Annotated in this window: 17 protein-coding genes and 3 tRNA genes; 6 read left to right on the top strand and 14 right to left on the bottom strand. The window is 62.4% G+C overall.

The genetic code is table 11. The annotated features are described in order from the left end of the window. Positions 1–309: 309 nt before the first annotated feature. Together CFR76_RS15775 and rnd are read right to left on the bottom strand one after the other, a co-directional pair. Positions 310–921, bottom strand: a complete 612-nt coding sequence (locus CFR76_RS15775) for a GcrA family cell cycle regulator (protein WP_110557799.1) — start codon at positions 919–921, stop codon at positions 310–312. A 144-nt stretch (positions 922–1,065) separates the two neighbouring features. Next, positions 1,066–2,253 carry a ribonuclease D gene (rnd, locus tag CFR76_RS15770; protein WP_110557798.1) on the bottom strand — a complete coding sequence of 396 codons (1,188 nt, stop codon included), beginning with the start codon at positions 2,251–2,253 and terminating at the stop codon, positions 1,066–1,068. A 138-nt stretch (positions 2,254–2,391) separates the two neighbouring features. Between rnd and queF the strand changes: the two genes are divergently transcribed. Both queF and CFR76_RS18180 read left to right on the top strand, forming a co-directional pair. Next, on the top strand, positions 2,392–2,871 hold the full coding sequence (queF, locus tag CFR76_RS15765) for a preQ(1) synthase (protein WP_025439470.1): 480 nt from the start codon (positions 2,392–2,394) through the stop codon (positions 2,869–2,871). Positions 2,872–2,903: 32 nt separating this feature from the next. Next, a complete protein-coding gene (locus CFR76_RS18180) occupies positions 2,904–3,152 on the top strand; it encodes a hypothetical protein (protein ID WP_167402157.1) in 249 nt (82 codons plus the stop codon). An 88-nt stretch (positions 3,153–3,240) separates the two neighbouring features. Here the strand turns inward: CFR76_RS18180 and atpC are convergent, their stop codons facing one another. From atpC to CFR76_RS15730, 7 genes are all read right to left on the bottom strand, one after another. After that, the gene (gene atpC, locus CFR76_RS15760) at positions 3,241–3,666 is read right to left on the bottom strand and encodes an ATP synthase F1 subunit epsilon (protein ID WP_010508957.1); all 426 of its coding nucleotides are present in this window, start codon (positions 3,664–3,666) and stop codon (positions 3,241–3,243) included. A 32-nt stretch (positions 3,667–3,698) separates the two neighbouring features. After that, the gene (atpD, locus tag CFR76_RS15755) at positions 3,699–5,174 is read right to left on the bottom strand and encodes a F0F1 ATP synthase subunit beta (protein ID WP_110557797.1); all 1,476 of its coding nucleotides are present in this window, start codon (positions 5,172–5,174) and stop codon (positions 3,699–3,701) included. A 32-nt stretch (positions 5,175–5,206) separates the two neighbouring features. Next, positions 5,207–6,088, bottom strand: coding sequence for a F0F1 ATP synthase subunit gamma (locus tag CFR76_RS15750; RefSeq protein ID WP_110557796.1), 882 nt, complete (start codon positions 6,086–6,088; stop codon positions 5,207–5,209). Between the two features lie 16 nt (positions 6,089–6,104). Continuing rightward, positions 6,105–7,643 (bottom strand): F0F1 ATP synthase subunit alpha, encoded by a 1,539-nt coding sequence (atpA, locus tag CFR76_RS15745; RefSeq protein ID WP_025439473.1) that lies wholly within the window; start codon positions 7,641–7,643, stop codon positions 6,105–6,107. Beyond that, the gene (locus CFR76_RS15740; protein WP_110557795.1) at positions 7,643–8,239 is read right to left on the bottom strand and encodes a F0F1 ATP synthase subunit delta; all 597 of its coding nucleotides are present in this window, start codon (positions 8,237–8,239) and stop codon (positions 7,643–7,645) included. The genes atpA and CFR76_RS15740 overlap by 1 nt, the downstream gene beginning before the upstream one ends. Before the next feature lie 304 nt (positions 8,240–8,543). Then, entirely contained in the window at positions 8,544–9,968 is a 1,425-nt protein-coding gene (locus CFR76_RS15735) for an MFS transporter (protein ID WP_110557800.1), read from the bottom strand. Positions 9,969–10,067: 99 nt separating this feature from the next. Beyond that, positions 10,068–10,141, bottom strand: a tRNA-Gly gene (locus tag CFR76_RS15730). Between the two features lie 226 nt (positions 10,142–10,367). Between CFR76_RS15730 and CFR76_RS15725 the strand changes: the two genes are divergently transcribed. The 3 genes from CFR76_RS15725 (at position 10,368) to nusG (ending at position 11,312) form a co-directional block, all read left to right on the top strand. Beyond that, positions 10,368–10,444 (top strand) — tRNA-Trp (locus CFR76_RS15725). A gap of 134 nt (positions 10,445–10,578) precedes the next feature. Next, a complete protein-coding gene (gene secE / locus CFR76_RS15720) occupies positions 10,579–10,773 on the top strand; it encodes a preprotein translocase subunit SecE (RefSeq protein ID WP_007397644.1) in 195 nt (64 codons plus the stop codon). Between the two features lie 8 nt (positions 10,774–10,781). Then, entirely contained in the window at positions 10,782–11,312 is a 531-nt protein-coding gene (gene nusG / locus CFR76_RS15715) for a transcription termination/antitermination protein NusG (protein ID WP_010508943.1), read from the top strand. Between the two features lie 146 nt (positions 11,313–11,458). Here nusG and CFR76_RS15710 read toward each other — a convergent pair whose 3' ends face one another. The 3 genes from CFR76_RS15710 to CFR76_RS15700 are packed head-to-tail and all read right to left on the bottom strand — an operon-like array spanning position 11,459 to position 15,256. Next, a complete protein-coding gene (locus CFR76_RS15710) occupies positions 11,459–12,097 on the bottom strand; it encodes a PqiC family protein (protein ID WP_110557794.1) in 639 nt (212 codons plus the stop codon). 4 nt (positions 12,098–12,101) lie between these two features. Beyond that, positions 12,102–13,766 carry a PqiB family protein gene (locus CFR76_RS15705; RefSeq protein ID WP_110557793.1) on the bottom strand — a complete coding sequence of 555 codons (1,665 nt, stop codon included), beginning with the start codon at positions 13,764–13,766 and terminating at the stop codon, positions 12,102–12,104. Then, positions 13,763–15,256, bottom strand: a complete 1,494-nt coding sequence (locus CFR76_RS15700) for a paraquat-inducible protein A (protein ID WP_110557792.1) — start codon at positions 15,254–15,256, stop codon at positions 13,763–13,765. The genes CFR76_RS15705 and CFR76_RS15700 overlap by 4 nt, the downstream gene beginning before the upstream one ends. Positions 15,257–15,351: 95 nt before the next feature. Here CFR76_RS15700 and CFR76_RS15695 point away from each other — a divergent pair. Further along, positions 15,352–15,426, top strand: a tRNA-Thr gene (locus CFR76_RS15695). A 748-nt stretch (positions 15,427–16,174) separates the two neighbouring features. Here CFR76_RS15695 and CFR76_RS15685 read toward each other — a convergent pair. Then, entirely contained in the window at positions 16,175–17,527 is a 1,353-nt protein-coding gene (locus CFR76_RS15685) for a GntT/GntP/DsdX family permease (protein WP_110557791.1), read from the bottom strand. A 223-nt stretch (positions 17,528–17,750) separates the two neighbouring features. Further along, positions 17,751–18,146 carry a transposase gene (locus CFR76_RS15680; protein ID WP_167402156.1) on the bottom strand — a complete coding sequence of 132 codons (396 nt, stop codon included), beginning with the start codon at positions 18,144–18,146 and terminating at the stop codon, positions 17,751–17,753. Positions 18,147–18,237: the final 91 nt, after the last annotated feature.

The raw sequence follows: 18,237 nt of genomic DNA, 5'->3' as shown, positions 1-18,237 counted from the left end.
TGGGCATGAAGTCTGGCCTCCTCCGCCAGTCTTCATCTTGAATCACATCACATGCCCTTTGGAAATCCTGCGATTCAAGCTATTCGCAGCGTGCTCTAATGCAATTCCCGACGGCTGCATGAAAAGGCAGGCCGGGAAATGCACCCATAAGCGACTGTTTGAAAAGTCAGCTCATGATAGCATTTTAAAATTAAAAGAAGTTTTTGGTGAAGCTTTTTGCAAAAGCTTCAAAAGAGCGCCGCCTTTTTTAAAAAAGGCGGCACCCGGAAACGCCTGTCGTTTCAGATCATCCCTAAAGACGAAAACAGATCAGGCCACGTTATCGCGACGATCCCGCAGTTTGACGTAGGCAAGCTGCGCATGTTCCGCGCAGTACGGCTTGCCCGGCAGCGGGGTGGCGCCACAGAAATGGAAGCCCGGCGTGCCCGGATCACCCAGCGGCCAGCAGCAGGACTGGCTGCTGCGCCGCCGTGGCTCGCTGACCGGGCGCAGGGCGGATTTTGCCGTCGTGCGGGGCTGCGCGCGGGCGGGGCGGGGTTCGGGGGCCGCGTCCTCTGCCACGGGGGCGGCTGCCGCGGGCTTGGGCTGCGGTGCGGCCGCCGGGGCCGCCTGTGCTTTTGCGGAAGCCTTTTGCGGCGCAGGGGCGGCTGTCGCCGCCGGGGCTGCCGTGACTTCGGGTTTTGGGGCCACAGGCGTGCTTTCGGCGGCGGGCGCCACCGTGGCTTCGGCCGTCGGCGCAGGAGCCGCCTTTGCCGCGCGCCGGATGGGCGATGGACGCGGCTTGAGGCCCAAACGGTGCGCCTTGCCAACCACCGCGTTCTTTGTGACAGAGAGCTGGCGGCCGATTTCCGCGGTCGATAAGCCCTGCTGCCACAGATCACGCAGGCGCGCGATCGTCTCCTCGGTCCATTCCATCGCCATCGTTCTGCACTCCTTACGCGGAATGGTGGGAAATTAGGCTTATACTGTGCCCGGCTCAACTGCCATGCCACAGAATCTTGTGGACAGTTCTGCGCATAACCTGTTTGCAACCCCGGTAAAACACGCTCGGGGCCACAAACCGGGTCAGGCCTGGATCAGCCTGACCTTCCCACCTGCGACCCCCATGGTCAGGTGGCCGGCCTTGAGTTCACGCGCCAGCTTGCCAAACACCTCGTTACGCCAGCCATGAAAGGCGGGGATGTCGGCTGCGTCATCCAGCGCGAAGCGGTCAAGGTCCTCGGACGAGGCCACCAGCTTGGGTGCGACACGATGCGTCTCGCAACAGGAGGCCAGCAGCACCTTGAGCAGCGCGATCAGCGCCGGTGACGGACGCTGCGCATCCTTTGCCCGGCCCTTTGGTAAGCGCGGCAGGGTGGCTTCCGGTTCCATGGCCGCCTGCGCCACGGTTTCCAGCAAGGCCTGACCGCTGCGCCCTTCGGCAAAACCGCGCGAGACACCCCGCACACGGGCCAGCGCATCGACGGTGCCGGGCGCGGTCGCCGCGATTTCCATCAGGCTTTCGTCCTTGAGCAGCCTCTGGCGCGGCACATTGACCCGCTGGGCCTCCCCCTCGCGCCATGCGGTGACGGCGCGCAATATGCCCAGCATCCGGCGGTTGTTGGTGCGCGGGCGCATCTTTTCCCACAATGTCAGCGGGTCAGGACGGAACGTGGTGGGATTGTTCAGGATATCCAGTTCGGCCGCGACCCAGTCCAGACGCCCTTCGCGTTCCAGCTGGACCAGCAGCTTTTCATAAACCAGCCGCAGATAGGTGACATCCGCCGCGGCATACCCGATCTGGGCCGGGGAAAGCGGACGCGCCGCCCAGTCGGAAAAACGGTGTGACTTGTCAATCTGCACACCCAGCAGGGAGGAGACGAGGTTGTCATAGCCCACCTGGTCGCCATATCCCGCCACCATGGCCGCGACCTGCGTATCGAACAGGGCGGCCGGCAGGTGGTCGAACAGATGCAGGAAGATTTCCAGGTCCTGCCGTGCCGCATGGAACACCTTGACCACGCCGGCGTCATCCAGCAGCGCGCCGAGCGGCGACAGGTCGATGCCCGGCGCGGTCGTATCGATCACCACCACGTCCTTTTCCCCGGCCAGCTGCACCAGGCACAGCTCGGGCCAGTAAGTCCGTTCGCGCACGAATTCGGTGTCGATCGTTACAAATGGCTCATGCCGCAGTCGCGCGGTTACAGCCTCAAGCTCCGCTGTGGTGGTCACCAGCACAGGGGCGGGGAATTCGGGTCGGGTTACACGTGCCATGCGGTGCAGTTATCATGCCTGTGCCCTGTTGCGAAAGCGGGGAAAACCGCATGCCGCCCCCCTGCATTTCCGTTGACGCTGCCCCATCCCATCCGGCATCAGCCATTCATCCCTTCCCTATTCCTGACGGACCCGCAGATGAACACCCGCCCCACCCCTGATGATGGTAGCCAGTTCCTGACGCAGCTGGGCCAGAATACCCGCCAGCCCAACAGCCCTGAAGAAGCCCGGCTGGAACGCGTGCCGGCACCCGAACGCGGCCGGAACTACGTCGTGCGCTTTACCGCGCCGGAATTCACGTCGCTGTGCCCCGTTACGGGACAGCCGGACTTCGCGCATATCGTCATTGACTACATTCCCGATGAATGGATTGTTGAAAGCAAGTCGCTCAAGCTGTTCCTGACCAGCTTTCGCAACCATGGCGCCTTCCATGAAAAATGCTCCGTGCAGATCGCAACGACACTGGTGGACCTGCTGAAGCCCGTATGGCTGCGGATCGGGGCATACTGGTACCCACGGGGCGGCATGCCGATCGATGTGTTCTGGCAGACCGGCGCACCACCCGAAGGCGTGTGGATCCCGGCACAGGACGTGCCCGGCTATCGCGGCCGCGGCTAAAAGCCTGTTTGGAAATGATATCCTGATAAAAAATGGACGTTTTGGAGTGCCGCCTTTTTAAAAAAGGGCGGCATTCCCTGGAGCTTTTTGGAAAAAGCCTCACCAAAAACGCTTCCAATTTCCAGAATGTTTTGCAGGCAGACGTTTTGAACAGCCCACCCCCCCCAAGCGCGTTGCCGGTGATGCTTTTTACAGGGATCAGGAAAGCGTCGCTTGAAAAGAAGGCAATGCCTGAACGTGTTTGTATTTTTATCAAAGGACTTGTTGGCGAATACCCTTGAAGGACAGGCATAAAAAAAGCGCCCCATGCAGGGCGCTTTTTCGTATCTCCATCGCAATCCCGACCCGGTTACGGGGCGGGATGAACCATCAGATGGACATGGCCGGGATGGCGGACTGCCCGGCCTCGATCTCGGCACGGGCCGACTGGATCTTGTCCATGAGGATATCAAGGGCGGGCACGTTCATCTTGTCCGCTTCCTCATAGGATTTTTCCAGCGCGGCCAGACGTGCTTCCGCATCGTCAACCGACACGTCTTCCACCTTCAGCGCCCGGTCGGCAAGGATGGTGCAGTGGGTCGGCGCGATATCGGCAAACCCACCCGCCACGAAGAAGCGATGCATCACCACATCACCTTCATACACATCAACCACGCCACCGCGCAGTGTCAGCATGAGCGGCGCATGTTCCGGCATCGCTGCGATGTCACCTTCCGACCCCGGCATGACGACCATATCGGCGTCATGCGCAAACAGCACCTTCTCCGGACTGACAATCTTGACCTTAATGGACATGGTCTATCTTCCTTGCGTCAGTGGGTCGGGGTTCAGGCCGATTCCTTCATTTTCTCGGCCTTGGCCACCGCTTCCTCGATCGCACCGACCATGTAGAACGCACCTTCGGGCAGGTGGTCATATTCACCAGCCACGATCGCCTTGAACGAACGCACCGTATCTTCCAGCGAAACCAGCTTGCCCGGCGCGCCCGTGAACACTTCGGCCACGTGGAACGGCTGGGACAGGAAGCGCTGGATACGACGCGCGCGCGCCACGATCAGCTTGTCATCTTCCGACAGTTCGTCCATGCCCAGGATGGCGATGATATCCTGCAGGGACTTGTAGGTCTGCAGGATGCGCTGCACGTCACGCGCCACCTGATAGTGCTCGTCACCAACAATCTTCGGATCAAGCGAGCGGGACGTGGAGTCCAGCGGGTCAACTGCCGGGTAGATGCCCATTTCCGCGATGGAACGGTTCAGCACCGTGGTCGCGTCAAGATGGGCGAAGGTGGCCGCGGGCGCCGGATCGGTCAGGTCATCGGCGGGGACGTAGACGGCCTGCACCGAGGTGATCGAACCCTTCTTGGTCGAGGTGATGCGTTCCTGCAGCGCACCCATTTCCGTCGCCAGCGTCGGCTGGTAGCCCACGGCGGAGGGGATACGGCCCAGCAGCGCGGACACTTCGGCGCCAGCCTGCGTGAAGCGGAAGATGTTATCGACGAAGAACAGCACGTCCTGGCCTTCGACATCGCGGAAGTATTCCGCAACCGTCACACCGGACAGGGCGACACGGGCACGCGCGCCCGGCGGCTCGTTCATCTGGCCATAGACCAGCGCCACCTTGGACCCGTCGGTCGAATCGCCATTGATCTTGATGACGCCCGCATCCTGCATTTCGTAATACAGGTCGTTCCCTTCACGGGTACGTTCACCGACACCGGCAAAGACCGACACGCCGCCATGCGCCTTGGCGATGTTGTTGATCAGTTCCTGGATGATGACGGTCTTGCCCACGCCAGCGCCACCGAACAGGCCAACCTTACCGCCCTTGAGGTACGGGCACAGCAGGTCAACCACCTTGATGCCCGTGGGCAGGATTTCGGTCGCGGCGGCCTGTTCGTCAAACGCCGGGGCGGCGCGGTGGATCGGCGCGCGCCCTTCGCACTTGACCGGGCCACGGTCGTCAATCGGCTCACCGATCACGTTCAGGATACGACCCAGCGTGCCCGGGCCGACCGGCACGGTGATCTGGCTGCCGGTGGCGGAAACTTCCGCGCCGCGGCTCAGGCCATCAGTGGTATCCATGGCGATGCAGCGGACTTCGTGTTCGCCGATTTCCTGCGCCACTTCCAGCACCAAGGTCTGGCCGTTCAGCTGAACGTGCAGGGCTTCGAGGATATGCGGCAGCGTACCCTCGAACTGAACGTCAACAACGGCGCCGCGGACCTGCGTCACACGACCAACGACATTGCTTTTCTGCGCCTGCGTGGAGACAGGAGCCTCTTGAGTTGTGGTTTCCGACATGGGACAGCTCCTGTGAGCGTGAAGATCGATCCTCAGACAGCCTGGGCGCCCGAGATGATCTCGATCAGTTCATTGGTAATATTGGTCTGACGCGTACGGTTGTAGGTCAGGGTCAGGCGGTCGATGGCCTTGCCAGCGTTACGGGTGGCGTTATCCATCGCGGTCATCCGCGCGCCGTTCTCACCCGCCGCCGTTTCCAGCATGGTCGCGTACAACTGGACCTGCAGGTTGCGTGGCAGCAGGCTTGACAGCATCGTGCTTTCGTCCGGCTCGAACTCGTAGCTGGCGATGTCGGCGTTGTCCGTATTGTCATTTTCCGGCAGCGCCAGCGGCACAAGCTGCATTTCCGTCGGCGTCTGGGTCATGACATTGCGGAACTGGTTGTACACCAGTGTGCAGACGTCGAATTCACCCTTTTCCAGCAGGGACGTAATCTGTTCACCCAGTTCCGTCGCCGACGAAAAGGGGATTTCCTTGCTGGCGGACAGGTGACGGTGACCGATGATCAGATCGGAGAAGTCACGCATAAGAAATTCGTACGTCTTGCGCCCGACCGGCAGGATCTTGACCGTCTTGCCTTCCGCCTGGAGCCGAAGCACCAGGTTACGGGTCGTACGGTTGATGTTGGAGTTGAATGCACCGGCCAGACCACGGTCGCTGGACATGGGGACAATCAGATGCACCCTGTCCTGACCCGTTCCGGTCAGCAGCGCCGGCTGCCCGCCTTCGCCCGCCACGCTGCGACCCACTTCGGCCAGCATGCGGCGCATTGCATCAGCATAGGGCCGTGCGGCCGCCGCGCGGGCTTCCGCCCGGCGCAGCTTTGCCGCCGCCACCATCTTCATCGCGCTGGTGATCTTTCGCGTCGATTTGACGCTGCCGATCCGTGCGCGCAGTTCCTTCAGGGAAGCCATGGTTGCCCGATCTTCCTCAGTTGGCGAACTGACGGCCGAACGTCGTCAGGAAATCATTCAGGCGGCTTTCGATATCCTTGGTCAGCTGGCGCTGGGTGCGGATCGATTCCAGAATGTCCTTGCCCGACGTGCGGACATCGTCCAGCAGGCGCTTTTCGTATGTCGTCACCTGGTCGACCGGCACGCTGTCGATATAGCCACGTGTGCCGGCATACAGGACAACCACCTGTTCCTCGACCGACAGGGGCGAGGTCTCGGGCTGCTTCAGCAGCTCGACCAGACGCGCGCCACGGGCCAGCTGCTTCTGCGTCGCCGGGTCCAGGTCGGATGCGAACTGCGAGAACGCCGCCATTTCACGATACTGCGCCAGTTCCAGCTTGATCTTGCCGGCAACCTGCTTCATCGCCTTGATCTGCGCCGCCGAACCGACACGCGACACGGAACCACCGACGTTCACGGCGGGGCGGATGCCACGGTAGAACAGGTCGGTTTCAAGGAAGACCTGACCGTCGGTGATGGAAATCACGTTGGTCGGGATATAGGCGGACACGTCACCGGACTGCGTCTCGATCACCGGCAGGGCGGTCAGGGAACCCGCGCCAAACTTGTCGGACATCTTCGCCGCGCGTTCCAGCAGGCGCGAATGCAGGTAGAACACGTCGCCCGGATAGGCTTCACGTCCCGGCGGACGGCGCAGCAGCAGCGACATCTGGCGGTATGCGACGGCCTGCTTGGACAGGTCATCATACACGATCAGGGCATGCATGCCGTTGTCACGGAAGTATTCGCCCATGGAGCAGGCGGCATACGGCGCCAGGTACTGCATCGGGGCCGGGTCGGACGCGGTGGCGGCCACGACGATGGAATATTCCATCGCGCCGGTTTCCTCCAGCGTGCGCACCAGCTGCGCAACCGTCGAACGCTTCTGCCCGATGGCGACATAGATGCAGTACAGCGACTTCTTGTCGTCACCCAGGGCGTTGACGCTCTTCTGGTTGACGATGGTGTCGATCAGGATGGCGGTCTTGCCGGTCTGGCGGTCACCGATGATCAGCTCACGCTGGCCACGCCCGATGGGCACGAGCGCGTCAATGGCCTTGATGCCGGTCTGCATCGGCTCGCTGACGGACTGGCGCGGCATGATGCCGGGCGCCTTGATTTCCGCACGCTTGCTGATGACTTCGCCAACCAGCGGCCCCTTGCCGTCGATCGGGTTGCCCAGGCCATCGACCACGCGGCCCAGCAGGGCCTTGCCGGTCGGGACTTCCACGACCTTGCCGGTGCGGGCGACGGTGTCGCCTTCGCGCATGGCGCTGTCATCACCGAAAATGACGACACCGACGTTGTCATTCTCAAGGTTCAGGGCCATGCCCTTCTGGCCACTGGCGGGGAAGTCCAGCATTTCGCCGGCTTCAACATTCTGCAGGCCGTAGACACGGGCAATGCCGTCACCCACCGACAGGATGGTACCTGTCTCGGCAACGTCAACGGCCTTGTCGAACGTAGCGATCTGCTGCTTGAGGATATCCGAAATCTCGGAGGGGCGGATTTCCATCACGCGGCTCCCTTCATGGCATGGTGCAGGCGGGTAAGGCGGGATCTGAGGCTGGTATCATACAGGCGGGCGCCAATGCGCACGACCAGACCGCCCAGCAGGGCCGCGTCAACACGCTCCTGGATATTGACTTTGGAATAGCCGGCCTCGGCAAGGCGGCTGCGAAGCTGGACACGCTGCAGATCGGTCAGGGGGTGGGCGGAGACGACATCCGCCACCACTTCCCCGCGCCGGGCCGCAGCGATAGCCGCCAGCGCGGCTAGAATTTCACGCAGGCGCGGAAAGCGGCGGTTATTCGCCACCACGCCGACAAAATCACGCATAAGGGGGCTGAAACCTTCAGCCTCCAGCACGGCATCGACCGCCTTGCGGCTGTCGCGGATGTCGAGCGTGCGATCCGTCAGGACGGTGCGCAGGTCGGCATTGCCGTCGATCAGTCCGGCAAGGCTGGATGCCTGCTCCAGAACAGGGTCAAGCTGCTTGCGGTCAGCCGCAAGCTCATAGAGCGCCGTCGCATAACGACCGGGAAGGCCATTGGCAATGGAGGCGATCGGTATTGAGGTCGTTCCACCCGAATCCACTGTCCGCTTTTCCAATCCAGAATCTTGATTCAAACACAAGCCGCCTGCCCGGAAACCTTGGCCCCGTGCGCTGCTGGCGCGGCTCTAGCACGCAGCGCAGGCACACGCAACAGACCTGGCAGCCTGAAGGCATCGTCAGATACCGCTGAACCGCCCGTTTTCCCGCGCACGTGAACACCCCCGCTACAGGTTGGCGGGATCATACATGCAGGACACCATTTCGGAAACAGCAAACCCGAGATTTTGTTACGCCCTGGCGCGTCCCGCATGGCAGGATCATTCAGGCAATGATATGCATTGAGTGCATATCAATAATGCGTCAGTTGGAATCGAGCAGCGCAGCAACCTGCCGCGCGCTTTCCCTTGCCCGGATTCCGGTTGAAACCAGCCCCAGCCCGGCAATCCCGGCGGCGGCAATGGCCATGCACCACCACACGACATGCGTGGCGTGGGGGAATTCCGCCCACTGCACGCCCCCGGCACGCACGCTGCCCGCACTCAGCGCGCCGCCAAGCGCAATACCCAGCAACGCCCCCACCTGCCGGCTGGTGGACGCAATGGCCGCCGCCACCCCCGCCTGCGCGCGCGGCATGCCCGAAATGGCGGAATTGGTAATAGGCGCGTTGCACATCCCGAACCCGCACCCGCACAGGCCGTACGACACCAGCAGCAGCCAGAGCGGCGTATGCGCGTCCAGCCCGGTCAGCAGCAGCGCGCTGATCCCGAATCCGACAGCCGACACCAGCAGCGGCAGGCGCGCGCCGTACCGCCCCGTCAGCCGCCCCGACAGCGGCGCGCATGTCATGCTGCCAAAGGCGAAGGGCAGCGTGCACAGCCCGGCCTGCAGCGCGGGCAGGCCGCGCACATCCTGCAGGTAGAGGGTGTTGAGGAACAGGAACGCGCTGAAGATGGCAAAGGCCAGCACCGCCGTCACGATCGCGCCGGAAAAGGGCCATGCCCGGAAAAACCGCAGGTCGATCAGGGGCGCGGCCGCCCGCCGTTCCACGATGATGAAGCCCAGCACCGACAGCGCGCCGAACCCGAGGAACCCGGAAATGGTGGGGGATGACCAGCCGTAATTATGGGCCTCGATCAGTCCGGACGTAATCATGGCCAGCGCCACGATGGCCAGAAGCTGTCCCGGCGCGTCAATGCCGCGCCTGCGCCCGCCACGGGATTCGGGCACGAAGCGCAGCGTCAGCGCGATCGCGACCAGGCCGATGGGCACGTTGACCCAGAAAACCGCCTGCCACCCCACCCAGTGCACCAGGATGCCGCCCACGACCGGCCCCAGCGCCAGCGCCACGCCGGACGTCGCCCCCCATATGCCGATCGCCTGCGCGCGGGCGCGAGGTTCCACATACACATTGGTCAGGATCGACAGGGCAACGGGGTTGAGCATGGACCCGCCAATGCCCTGCACCGCGCGCGCCATGACCAGCATCTCGACACTGCGCGCCATCCCGCACAGGGCGGACCCGCCACAGAACAGCCCGATCCCCAGCAGGAACATCCGCCGCCGCCCGAACCTGTCGGCCAGCGACCCCACCAGCAGCATGAGGCTGGCGACCATCAGCGTATAGGCGTCCACCACCCATTGCAGGGTGGAAAAACCGCCATGCATTTCCGCGCGGATGGAGGGCAGCACGACATTGACGACCGTCACGTCCATCATGACCAGCAGCAGGCTGAGGCAACACGTGCCCAGCACGATACGCGGGTGAATCGTGGAAGAACCGGTCATGGTCATGTAAGGCTACCCTTCCCCCTGCCGACAGCACGGCCGAACCGCCGCGAATCCGGCATCATGTCCGGGACTGTCCGGTGATTTCAGGGGGGAGTATGGAGCGGGCGAAGGGAATCGAACCCTCCTCAGAAGCTTGGAAGGCTACTGCATTACCACTATGCTACGCCCGCCCATAAGGTTGGCTGCACCTATACCGTTTCCGCCCTGCGCGTGGCAAGCCCATAAACCCGTGGCGGCGGGCAAACGGGTAAAACTTTCATTTTTATGCCCTACCCCCTTGACTTTCGACGCGAGTCATACTTTTTTCCGCTTCCTGTGCCGGGTTCGCATGGATGGCCCGAAATGGCGCGGCAGATGCCACGCCACGATGTTTCGGGTTGATGCAGGCGGCTTTGCAGGGGTGTAGCTCAATTGGCTAGAGCGCCGGTCTCCAAAACCGGAGGTTGCGGGTTCGAGACCCTCCACCCCTGCCATTTTCCGGTCGGGCATTACCCTTCCGGCCTGGCACCCGATGGGTCGGGCCACAATGGCCCGCACCGGTTCTTAGGCCCCGCACTGGCTGGAATGGTCCGGTTGGTGCGCCGTGGCGTTGCAGGAAGGGTATTTCGTGTCGGTCAGTCCCGCGAAATTTGTTGAAGATGTTCGTGCCGAGGCCCGCAAAGTCACATGGCCAACACGACGCGCCACCCTGATGACAACGGGTGCGGTCCTGGCGATGGCCGGCCTTGCATCGGTTTTCTTCTTCCTCGTCGACGAGGTGATCGGCCTTGCCGTACGGAAACTCTTCGGACTGGGAGGCTGAGTTCAGCCATGGCCAAGCGGTGGTATGTGATCCACGTCTATTCGGGCTTCGAGAAAAAAATAGCCCAGCACATCACGGAACAGGCCGCGCAGAAGGGCCTGGCCGATCATTTCGGTGAAATCCTCGTCCCATCGGAAGAAGTGACGGAAGTGCGCCGGGGCCAGAAGGTCAATTCGGAACGCAAGTTCTTCCCCGGTTACGTGCTGGTCAACATGGAACTGACCGATGAGGCATGGCACCTGGTCAAGGACACGCCCAAGGTCACCGGCTTCCTTGGCAGCAAGACCCGTCCCTCGCCCATTCCCAAGGTCGAGGCCGAACGGATCATGAAGCAGGCGCAGGAAGGCGTGGAACGCGTCCGTCCGTCCGTCACCTTCGAGATTGGCGAGCAGATCCGCGTGGCCGACGGTCCCTTCACCTCCTTCAACGGCACCATCGAGGAAGTGGACGAGGAACGTGGCCGCCTGAAGGTCAGCGTCTCCATCTTCGGCCGGTCCACGCCGGTGGATCTGGAATACAATCAGGTGGAGAAGGTCTGATCCTTCCCCCTGACGGTAAAGGCGCCTCCGGGCGCCTTTTTTATTGCCTGCAACAGACGGCAGATGATCAAAAATTTTTGGTGAAGCTTTTTTCAAAAAGCTTCGAAGAACGCCGCCTTTTTAAAAAAGGCGGCACCCAGAAACTTTTATTCCTTATGGCCTGAAGGGGCCGCGGGCAACGCCTGCAACCGTTCGGCCGCCATGTCCGCCACCTGTCCCGTAAGCTGGCTCAATGCCGCCACCATGGCGCGCGTGCCGGTGCCGGCGGGTGACGCCGTCAGGTCGAGCGGCACGGACAGGCCATGATCCGCATCCCCCACCCTGTGCACGGACAGGCTGCCAGCAAGATGCACCAGCCCCGCCGAATCACGCGCGAAGCGGGTAATCTCGACCTCGACCGCGCCCTCCGCCGGAATGGTGGTGGCGTCATTCTGGGCAAAGACGGTCCGGCCCGGCAGGCGCTGCTGCAGGTCGGTGGACAGGACATGGCCCAGCATGAGGGCCAGCGGCTCGCTCCACGCAGCGCCCGTCAGTGGTGTCACGCTGTAATCATCCTGCACGCCCACGATGGTCTGCCGGTCCAGTGAGGACGGGACACCGGGGGTGCGGACCTCGATCACGGCAGGGACCTGCGACCCGGCAACGGCGGGCTGCGTACTGGCCACCGGGGCCAGCGAATACAGCGTCGGGTCGGACGACCCGCACCCGGCCAGCATAAGCGTTCCCGCCATGGCGGTCGCGGCCATGGCCCGCCGCGCGGAATATATGAAGAAGGGGCGTTGCATGGTCTTATCGTCCCGTAATCAGTGCCGAGGGATGGTGGGTCAGGAAGTCCGACAGGAAGCGCAGCGAGCGCGCGGCGTCGTTAAGCTGCTGCATCATCTGCTGCAGGTTGCGCTGGAAATCGGTATCGCCGCCATAACTGGACAGGACCGAGTTCGCGTTTTTCAGCGTCTTGTCCATGCCGGTCAGCAGTTGCGGCATTTCGCTGCGGGCATCACGCGATATGACCTGCAGGTTCTGTAGCGAACTGCGCAGCGCGGTCAGCGCCTGCTTCGTGTCGGGGCTGTTGATCCGCGCATCGGCATGGGCCAGCAGGCTGGTCAGGTTGTCGCCCATCTGGGTCAGCGGCATGGCCGCGATCTTGTCGCCAATGACAGACAGCGAATCCATGATGCCCGCCATGCCACCCGCCTGCCCCGGCAGGACCATGGCGTCGCCTTCCATCGTGATCTGCTCGGGCTTCGCGTTCCTGACGAAGGTCAGCGCGATTTCGGATTCGCCGGTCAGCATGCTGGTGCTCTGCACCGACGCGCGCAACCCGTCGGCCACCTGCGCGCGCAGCAGCCTGGCCATGGCATCGGGGGGCACCTGCCGGTTATCGAGCACGCGTTCGGGCTGCAGTTCCATGGCCACGCGCACATGCGCCCTGCCGGTGGCGGGATCAACCTCCAGCTTCACATCGTCGATCATGCCGACCTGAATGCCGAACATGGTCAGGCGCCCCCCCTTCGTCAGGCCGGACACCGAACTGGTCAGGTAGGTGACAAGGGGGATGCGTTCGCGGTAGCCCGCGCTGTTGGCTTCTTCCGCGCTGTCATACAGCAGGAAGGTTGTATCGGCCCCGGCGGTGCTGGGCAGGGTATTCCTTTCGTTGCGCGCATCGGGCGGATCGAACGCGACACCGCCGGACAGCAGCGCCTGCAGTGACTGCAGCTTGACCTTCAGCCCGCCCGGACCAAGGCCCACCTGCACGCCGGACACGTTCCAGAAGCGCGTGGTGGTGCGCAGGTAACTGTCATACGGGGCCTGCACGAAAATCTGCACCCTGATCGGGCCGCGGCCTTCAGGCGGCATGGTGTAACCCAGCACTTCCCCCACCACCACGTCGCGGAAGAAGATCGGCGCACCCTGGCCGAGCGAGCCAAGAGACTGCGTAATCAGCGTATAGGTATGCCCCGGCTGGTCCGAACGCACGCCCGGCGGCGATTCCAGCCCCTTGAAATGCGTGGTGTAATGCCCGCCCGGTTCCCCTGCGTCCATGGCGATGTAGGCGCCGGACATGACGGTTTCCAGGCCGGTGACGCTGGCGCCGTTGATGCGCGGACGCACGACCCAGAAACGGGCATGGTCGGTCAGCGTGCGGGCCGCGGAGGATGTCATGCGCACCGCGACCTCGACATGGTGCAGGTCATCGCTCAGCCGGATGGAATCGACCGTGCCCAGCGGCACCGACTTGTTCTTGACCTCAGTCTGGCCACTGGTCAGGCCATCGGCCGTATCGAAGCTTATGACGATCAGCGGCCCGCGCTCGGTCAGGCCGCGCCAGCCCAGGTAACCCGCGATCAGGATGGCGACGATCGGCACAAGCCAGACCACGGAGAAACGGTACCGCCGCGCACGGGCCTGCGGTACGCCCCCCTGCGGGTCATTGGAAAGGAAATCGTCATTCACGCCTGATCTGGCTCCATGCTGGCCGGTCCGGTGCCGGCCGGGGAAAGGGAAGGTGAAGGGGTCGCCTGTCCGGGATTGCGCGTTACCTGCGCGCGCAGAATGGACGGGGGCAGGCCATCCACCACCCGCCCGTTGCGTCCCGCCGCGTCCCACATGATGCGGGGATCGAAGCTCCATGCCCCCAGCAGGGTCAGCACCACGACGGCGGCAAAGGCCACCATGCCCGCATTGGCGGTGACACTGGCCATGGCGTTGAAGCGTACGACCGCGACAAGGATCGAAATCATGAACACGTCGATCATGGACCACCGGCCCACCATGTCCACCACCCGGAACAGCCGGGTCCGGGCCACAAGGTGCCCGCGCGCGCCATGCCATGTCTGCCAGACCATCCAGCCAAGGCTTGCGATCTTGAGCATCGGGACGGTGATGGAAGCGAAGAACACCAGCAGCGACAGCGGGATCATGCCGTCCATCCACAACTCGATCGCGCCTTCGACGATGGTATGCCCACCGCCGCCGCCCATGCGCATGAAGGTCATGACCGGGTACAGGTTGGCGGGGATATAGAAGACGATGGCCGCGATCAGGAAGGCGGTGGTGCGTGTCAGTGACTGCGGCAGGCGACGCCAGACCTTGTGTTCGCAGCGCGGGCAGGTCCCCACGCAGGTCAGGTTGGAAACCGGATGCGCCAGTTCCCCCACCAGCCCGCACGACGTGCAGGCCACCAGATGGTCCACCGGCGGCATGCCCACGTCATCCACATGCACGTAGTCCACCTCGACCGCCAGGCCGCCTTCGGCGCGGGTCAGGGAATCGATGCGGCGGTGCCGCCAGATCATTTCGGTATCCAGCGTCGAATCCGTGGCTGCCATGGTCAGCATCAATGCGCCGATCAGGTACACGGCAGGCCCCACATCGACATGCGCCAGGTCGGTCAGCTTGGTATAGGCAACGAAAATGCCAAGGATATAGACCTCGACCATCGACCATGGCCGCAGCTTGTCATACCAGACCAGCACACGCGGCGCCCAGTCCGGCAGTTGCCGGCATGACGCGGCGTACAGGATGGCGAACATGAACCCGATGGCTATGGCAGGCGCCAGCACGGTCACCGCGCCGACCAGCACACCGGCCTCCCCCCACCCTTCATGCATGAGTTCCATCGGCCCGGTCAGCAGGTCCACCGTGCGCTGCCTGCCATAGACATCCAGCGTCATGAGCGATGAGGCGAGGGCCGCCAGATAGAACGCAGCCGAGCTTATGCAGAACGCCAGCGGCGTGGCCAGTGGCGCGGTGCGCCGCCTGCGCGCCAGTTTCTGCCCGCAGCGCACGCATGACGCCTGCTGCCCCGGCTCCAGATCCGGCAGGCGCTGGTACAGGCCGCAGCCGGGGCATTCCGACAGGCCACCGATGACGCGCACATGGCGGATGGGACCGGGTTCCACATCATCACAACGCAGATGTGGAGAAGAAGAGGACGTGTTCATACCGGACCCAGCATATAGACCAAATTAAAATGGGGAATGCCGCATTTGAGATATTGCATCATGCCAGACCATCGTTTATCAGACGCCACAGGTCTGCCGACATAGCTCAGGGGTAGAGCAACTGATTCGTAATCAGTAGGCCCTCGGTTCAATTCCGAGTGTCGGCACCACCTTCCCCCTTGATTTTCCATCATTCCAGAATTTGCCCCCAGTCGTAAACCGTTCCCCTGATTCCATGGGGCGGCGCGGGACAAGGCCATCCTGATCGCGACCGGAAACGGGTCCGGTGGCAGTCGCATTGCATTCCCGGTCATTTCCGCCTGCCCTGCCTGGCAGGGCCTTCGGCATGGGCAAAACCGCCATGCCCCCTTCGGCACCCCATCCCTTGGCCATAACCATCCAACCGGCCTGCAAACGCTTGCAATGTCAGGCAGCAACCTGTTCGGCTATTGGAATTACTTATATTTACAGAATATGTGTTATTTACACAAATTTGTAATTACAAGCGGGATTTTGTTGTATCTGAGATGCAGCATATGAAAGGGCACCCGCCATGGGGATAATAAACAACCTCAATTCCCTCTTCGGGAATTACAAAGATACGTTTTATGTAGAAAATATATCCGTTTATGAGATTTCCATAAGCAAAGATGAAAAAGTAATACCGGATACAGCGGATATTTTACATGACTTCCTCTATGACAAGGAAGAGCAAATATGTTATTGATTTTGACGATTACATAACAACAAATGCCGACTTGTACCCAAAAGTCACCATATCACGCAAGGGCATAGGGCTGGATATCAAGCTGTTTTTGAAACACGACTGAAATTACAGAAACCCATAGACATGACAAGGCCACCCGGCGACCTGAACGGGTGGCCTTATTTTTATAATGCCGCGTGGCCTACCGCACCCTACAGGCCGCACCAGCCCAGCAGCACGCACATCACCAGACCCGCTAGCCCGATCAGCGTCTCGATCACCGACCATGTACGCAATGTCTGCGGTACCGTAAGGCCCAGCGCATCACGCACCTGCCAGAACCCCGAATCATTCATCGGCCCGAACATGACCGCCCCCGCCCCCGTCGCCAGCACCAGCAGCTCGGGCGAGGTGCCAGACCCGTGCGCCATGATCGGGGCCACGATTCCGGCCGTGGTGCTCATGGCGACGGTGGCGGACCCCACCGCCACGCGCATGCCCGCCGCCAGCCCCCATGCCAGGAACAGCAGCGGCACATGCATGTCCACTGCGGCGCGGGCGATCGCATCGGAAATGCCGCTATCCATCAGTTCCGCGCCAAAACCGCCGCCCGCGCCGATCATCAGCAGCAGGCTGGCCAGCGGGCCAAGGCATTCGTTGGAACAGGCCAGTATCTTCTCGCGCGTCATCCCCCGCCGCAGCCCCAGCGTCCAGAATGACAGCAGCGCCGCCAGCGCCAGCCCCACATTCGGGTCGCCCACAAACCGCAGGACAACCGCCCACCCACTGCTTGCGGCCGGCCCCATGAAACGGGTGGCCGATCCCGCCAGCATCAGGACCATGGGGGCAAGGATGGTGAACAGCGTAATGCCGAACCCCGGCAGGTCCGCCTGCGCGCGGGGCGCGTCATGCCCGTGCGCGTGTTCCGCCCCGGCCCCCGCATCGGCTGGCAGGCGCGGCACGATGAAGCGGGTATAGAGCGGCCCCGAAATGATCGCGACCGGCACGCTGACCACGGCCCCCATCCAGATGACACGCCCGATATCGGCATGATAGGCGGCAAGGGCGAACATGGTGCCGGGATGGGGCGGCATATAGCCCTGCACCACCGACAGGGCGGCCGTAACCGGCAGCGCCACATGCAGGATGGGCCGCCCCGTCTGCCGCGCGATGGAAAAGGCCAGCGGCACAAGGATGACGAAGCCCACGGTAAAGAAAACCGACAGCCCGACCAGCAGGCCGATCACCATCATGGCCCAATCCAGCCGCCGTGGTCCCGCAAGGGCCACCACCGTCATGGCGATGCGGTCAGCTCCGCCCGACACTTCCAGCATCTTGCCCAGCATGGTGCCCAGCGCGATGACCGAGGCAATCTGCCCCAGCACCTGCCCCGCCCCGCCTTCAAACGACGCCACCACCCGTGAAGCGGGCATGCCGGCGGCAAAGCCCAGCAGCATGGACGCGATCAGCAGGGCCAGGAACGGGTTGAGCTTGACCCGTTCAATCAGGAAAACGACAACGCATATGGCCACAACAGCCAGTAACAGGGCCATTCCGACCGACATTGACGCCTATCCCCCAGTTCCATATCCCGATGCGTGGCCTGTCATGGCATCAGCCAGCGGGTGTGGACATTGTGTTTACTATATCAGGGCCGGACAGGAAGACCTGATGCAGGTCAGTCAGGGACTGTTTCAACACAGTCCGTTGATAAAAAACAAAGCTTTCCGGTGCCGCATTTTGTCAAGAAAGCAGCGTCTTCTGAAGCTTTTTGGGGCCTGTTGGGGATTAGCGTGAATTGATGACTGCGGCTACGAGATAGATCATGGCCGAGAATGACCTGTCTGTCTTGTCGCTGCGCATGGCGATGCGCTTGAACTCCTTGAGTTTGCAGAAGAAGTTCTCGACAAGATGGCGCGCTTTGAACAGGGCTTTATCGAACGGGCGTCTGTCGAGGCGGTTTTTGCGCTGGGGAATGACCACACAGGCGCCTTGCGCGCGTATGCTGTCCACAATCCAGTGCACATCAAATGCCTTGTCGGCAAGAATGCCCCCGAAATCGGCCGGTTCAAGAAGGGGCGCAACCCCGACCGTGTCGTAATGCTGGCCGGGGATAAGGGTGAAGCGGACCAGGTTACCCAGGGCGTCGGTCATGGCGATGATCTTGGTCGACCATCCTGTCACACTGCGTCCGATCGCCTGATTTCGGGTCCCCCTTTTGCGCCCTGGCCATGACGGTGAACCCGCACCACCGTGCCGTCGATCATCGCGTATT

The organism is Komagataeibacter swingsii (assembly GCF_003207895.1).
Lineage (GTDB): Bacteria > Pseudomonadota > Alphaproteobacteria > Acetobacterales > Acetobacteraceae > Komagataeibacter > Komagataeibacter swingsii.
Note: the sequence above shows the minus strand (reverse complement) of the source record. Positions and strands in the feature narration are given on the sequence as shown.

Coding starts and splice junctions, on each gene's coding strand:
- CFR76_RS15775 (WP_110557799.1), bottom strand. CDS start 921: ATGGCGATGGAATGGACCGAGGAGACGATCGCGCGCCTGCGTGATCTG.
- rnd (WP_110557798.1), bottom strand. CDS start 2,253: ATGGCACGTGTAACCCGACCCGAATTCCCCGCCCCTGTGCTGGTGACC.
- queF (WP_025439470.1), top strand. CDS start 2,392: ATGAACACCCGCCCCACCCCTGATGATGGTAGCCAGTTCCTGACGCAG.
- CFR76_RS18180 (WP_167402157.1), top strand. CDS start 2,904: ATGGACGTTTTGGAGTGCCGCCTTTTTAAAAAAGGGCGGCATTCCCTG.
- atpC (WP_010508957.1), bottom strand. CDS start 3,666: ATGTCCATTAAGGTCAAGATTGTCAGTCCGGAGAAGGTGCTGTTTGCG.
- atpD (WP_110557797.1), bottom strand. CDS start 5,174: ATGTCGGAAACCACAACTCAAGAGGCTCCTGTCTCCACGCAGGCGCAG.
- CFR76_RS15750 (WP_110557796.1), bottom strand. CDS start 6,088: ATGGCTTCCCTGAAGGAACTGCGCGCACGGATCGGCAGCGTCAAATCG.
- atpA (WP_025439473.1), bottom strand. CDS start 7,643: ATGGAAATCCGCCCCTCCGAGATTTCGGATATCCTCAAGCAGCAGATC.
- CFR76_RS15735 (WP_110557800.1), bottom strand. CDS start 9,968: ATGACCGGTTCTTCCACGATTCACCCGCGTATCGTGCTGGGCACGTGT.
- nusG (WP_010508943.1), top strand. CDS start 10,782: ATGGCCAAGCGGTGGTATGTGATCCACGTCTATTCGGGCTTCGAGAAA.
- CFR76_RS15710 (WP_110557794.1), bottom strand. CDS start 12,097: ATGCAACGCCCCTTCTTCATATATTCCGCGCGGCGGGCCATGGCCGCG.
- CFR76_RS15700 (WP_110557792.1), bottom strand. CDS start 15,256: ATGAACACGTCCTCTTCTTCTCCACATCTGCGTTGTGATGATGTGGAA.
- CFR76_RS15685 (WP_110557791.1), bottom strand. CDS start 17,527: ATGTCGGTCGGAATGGCCCTGTTACTGGCTGTTGTGGCCATATGCGTT.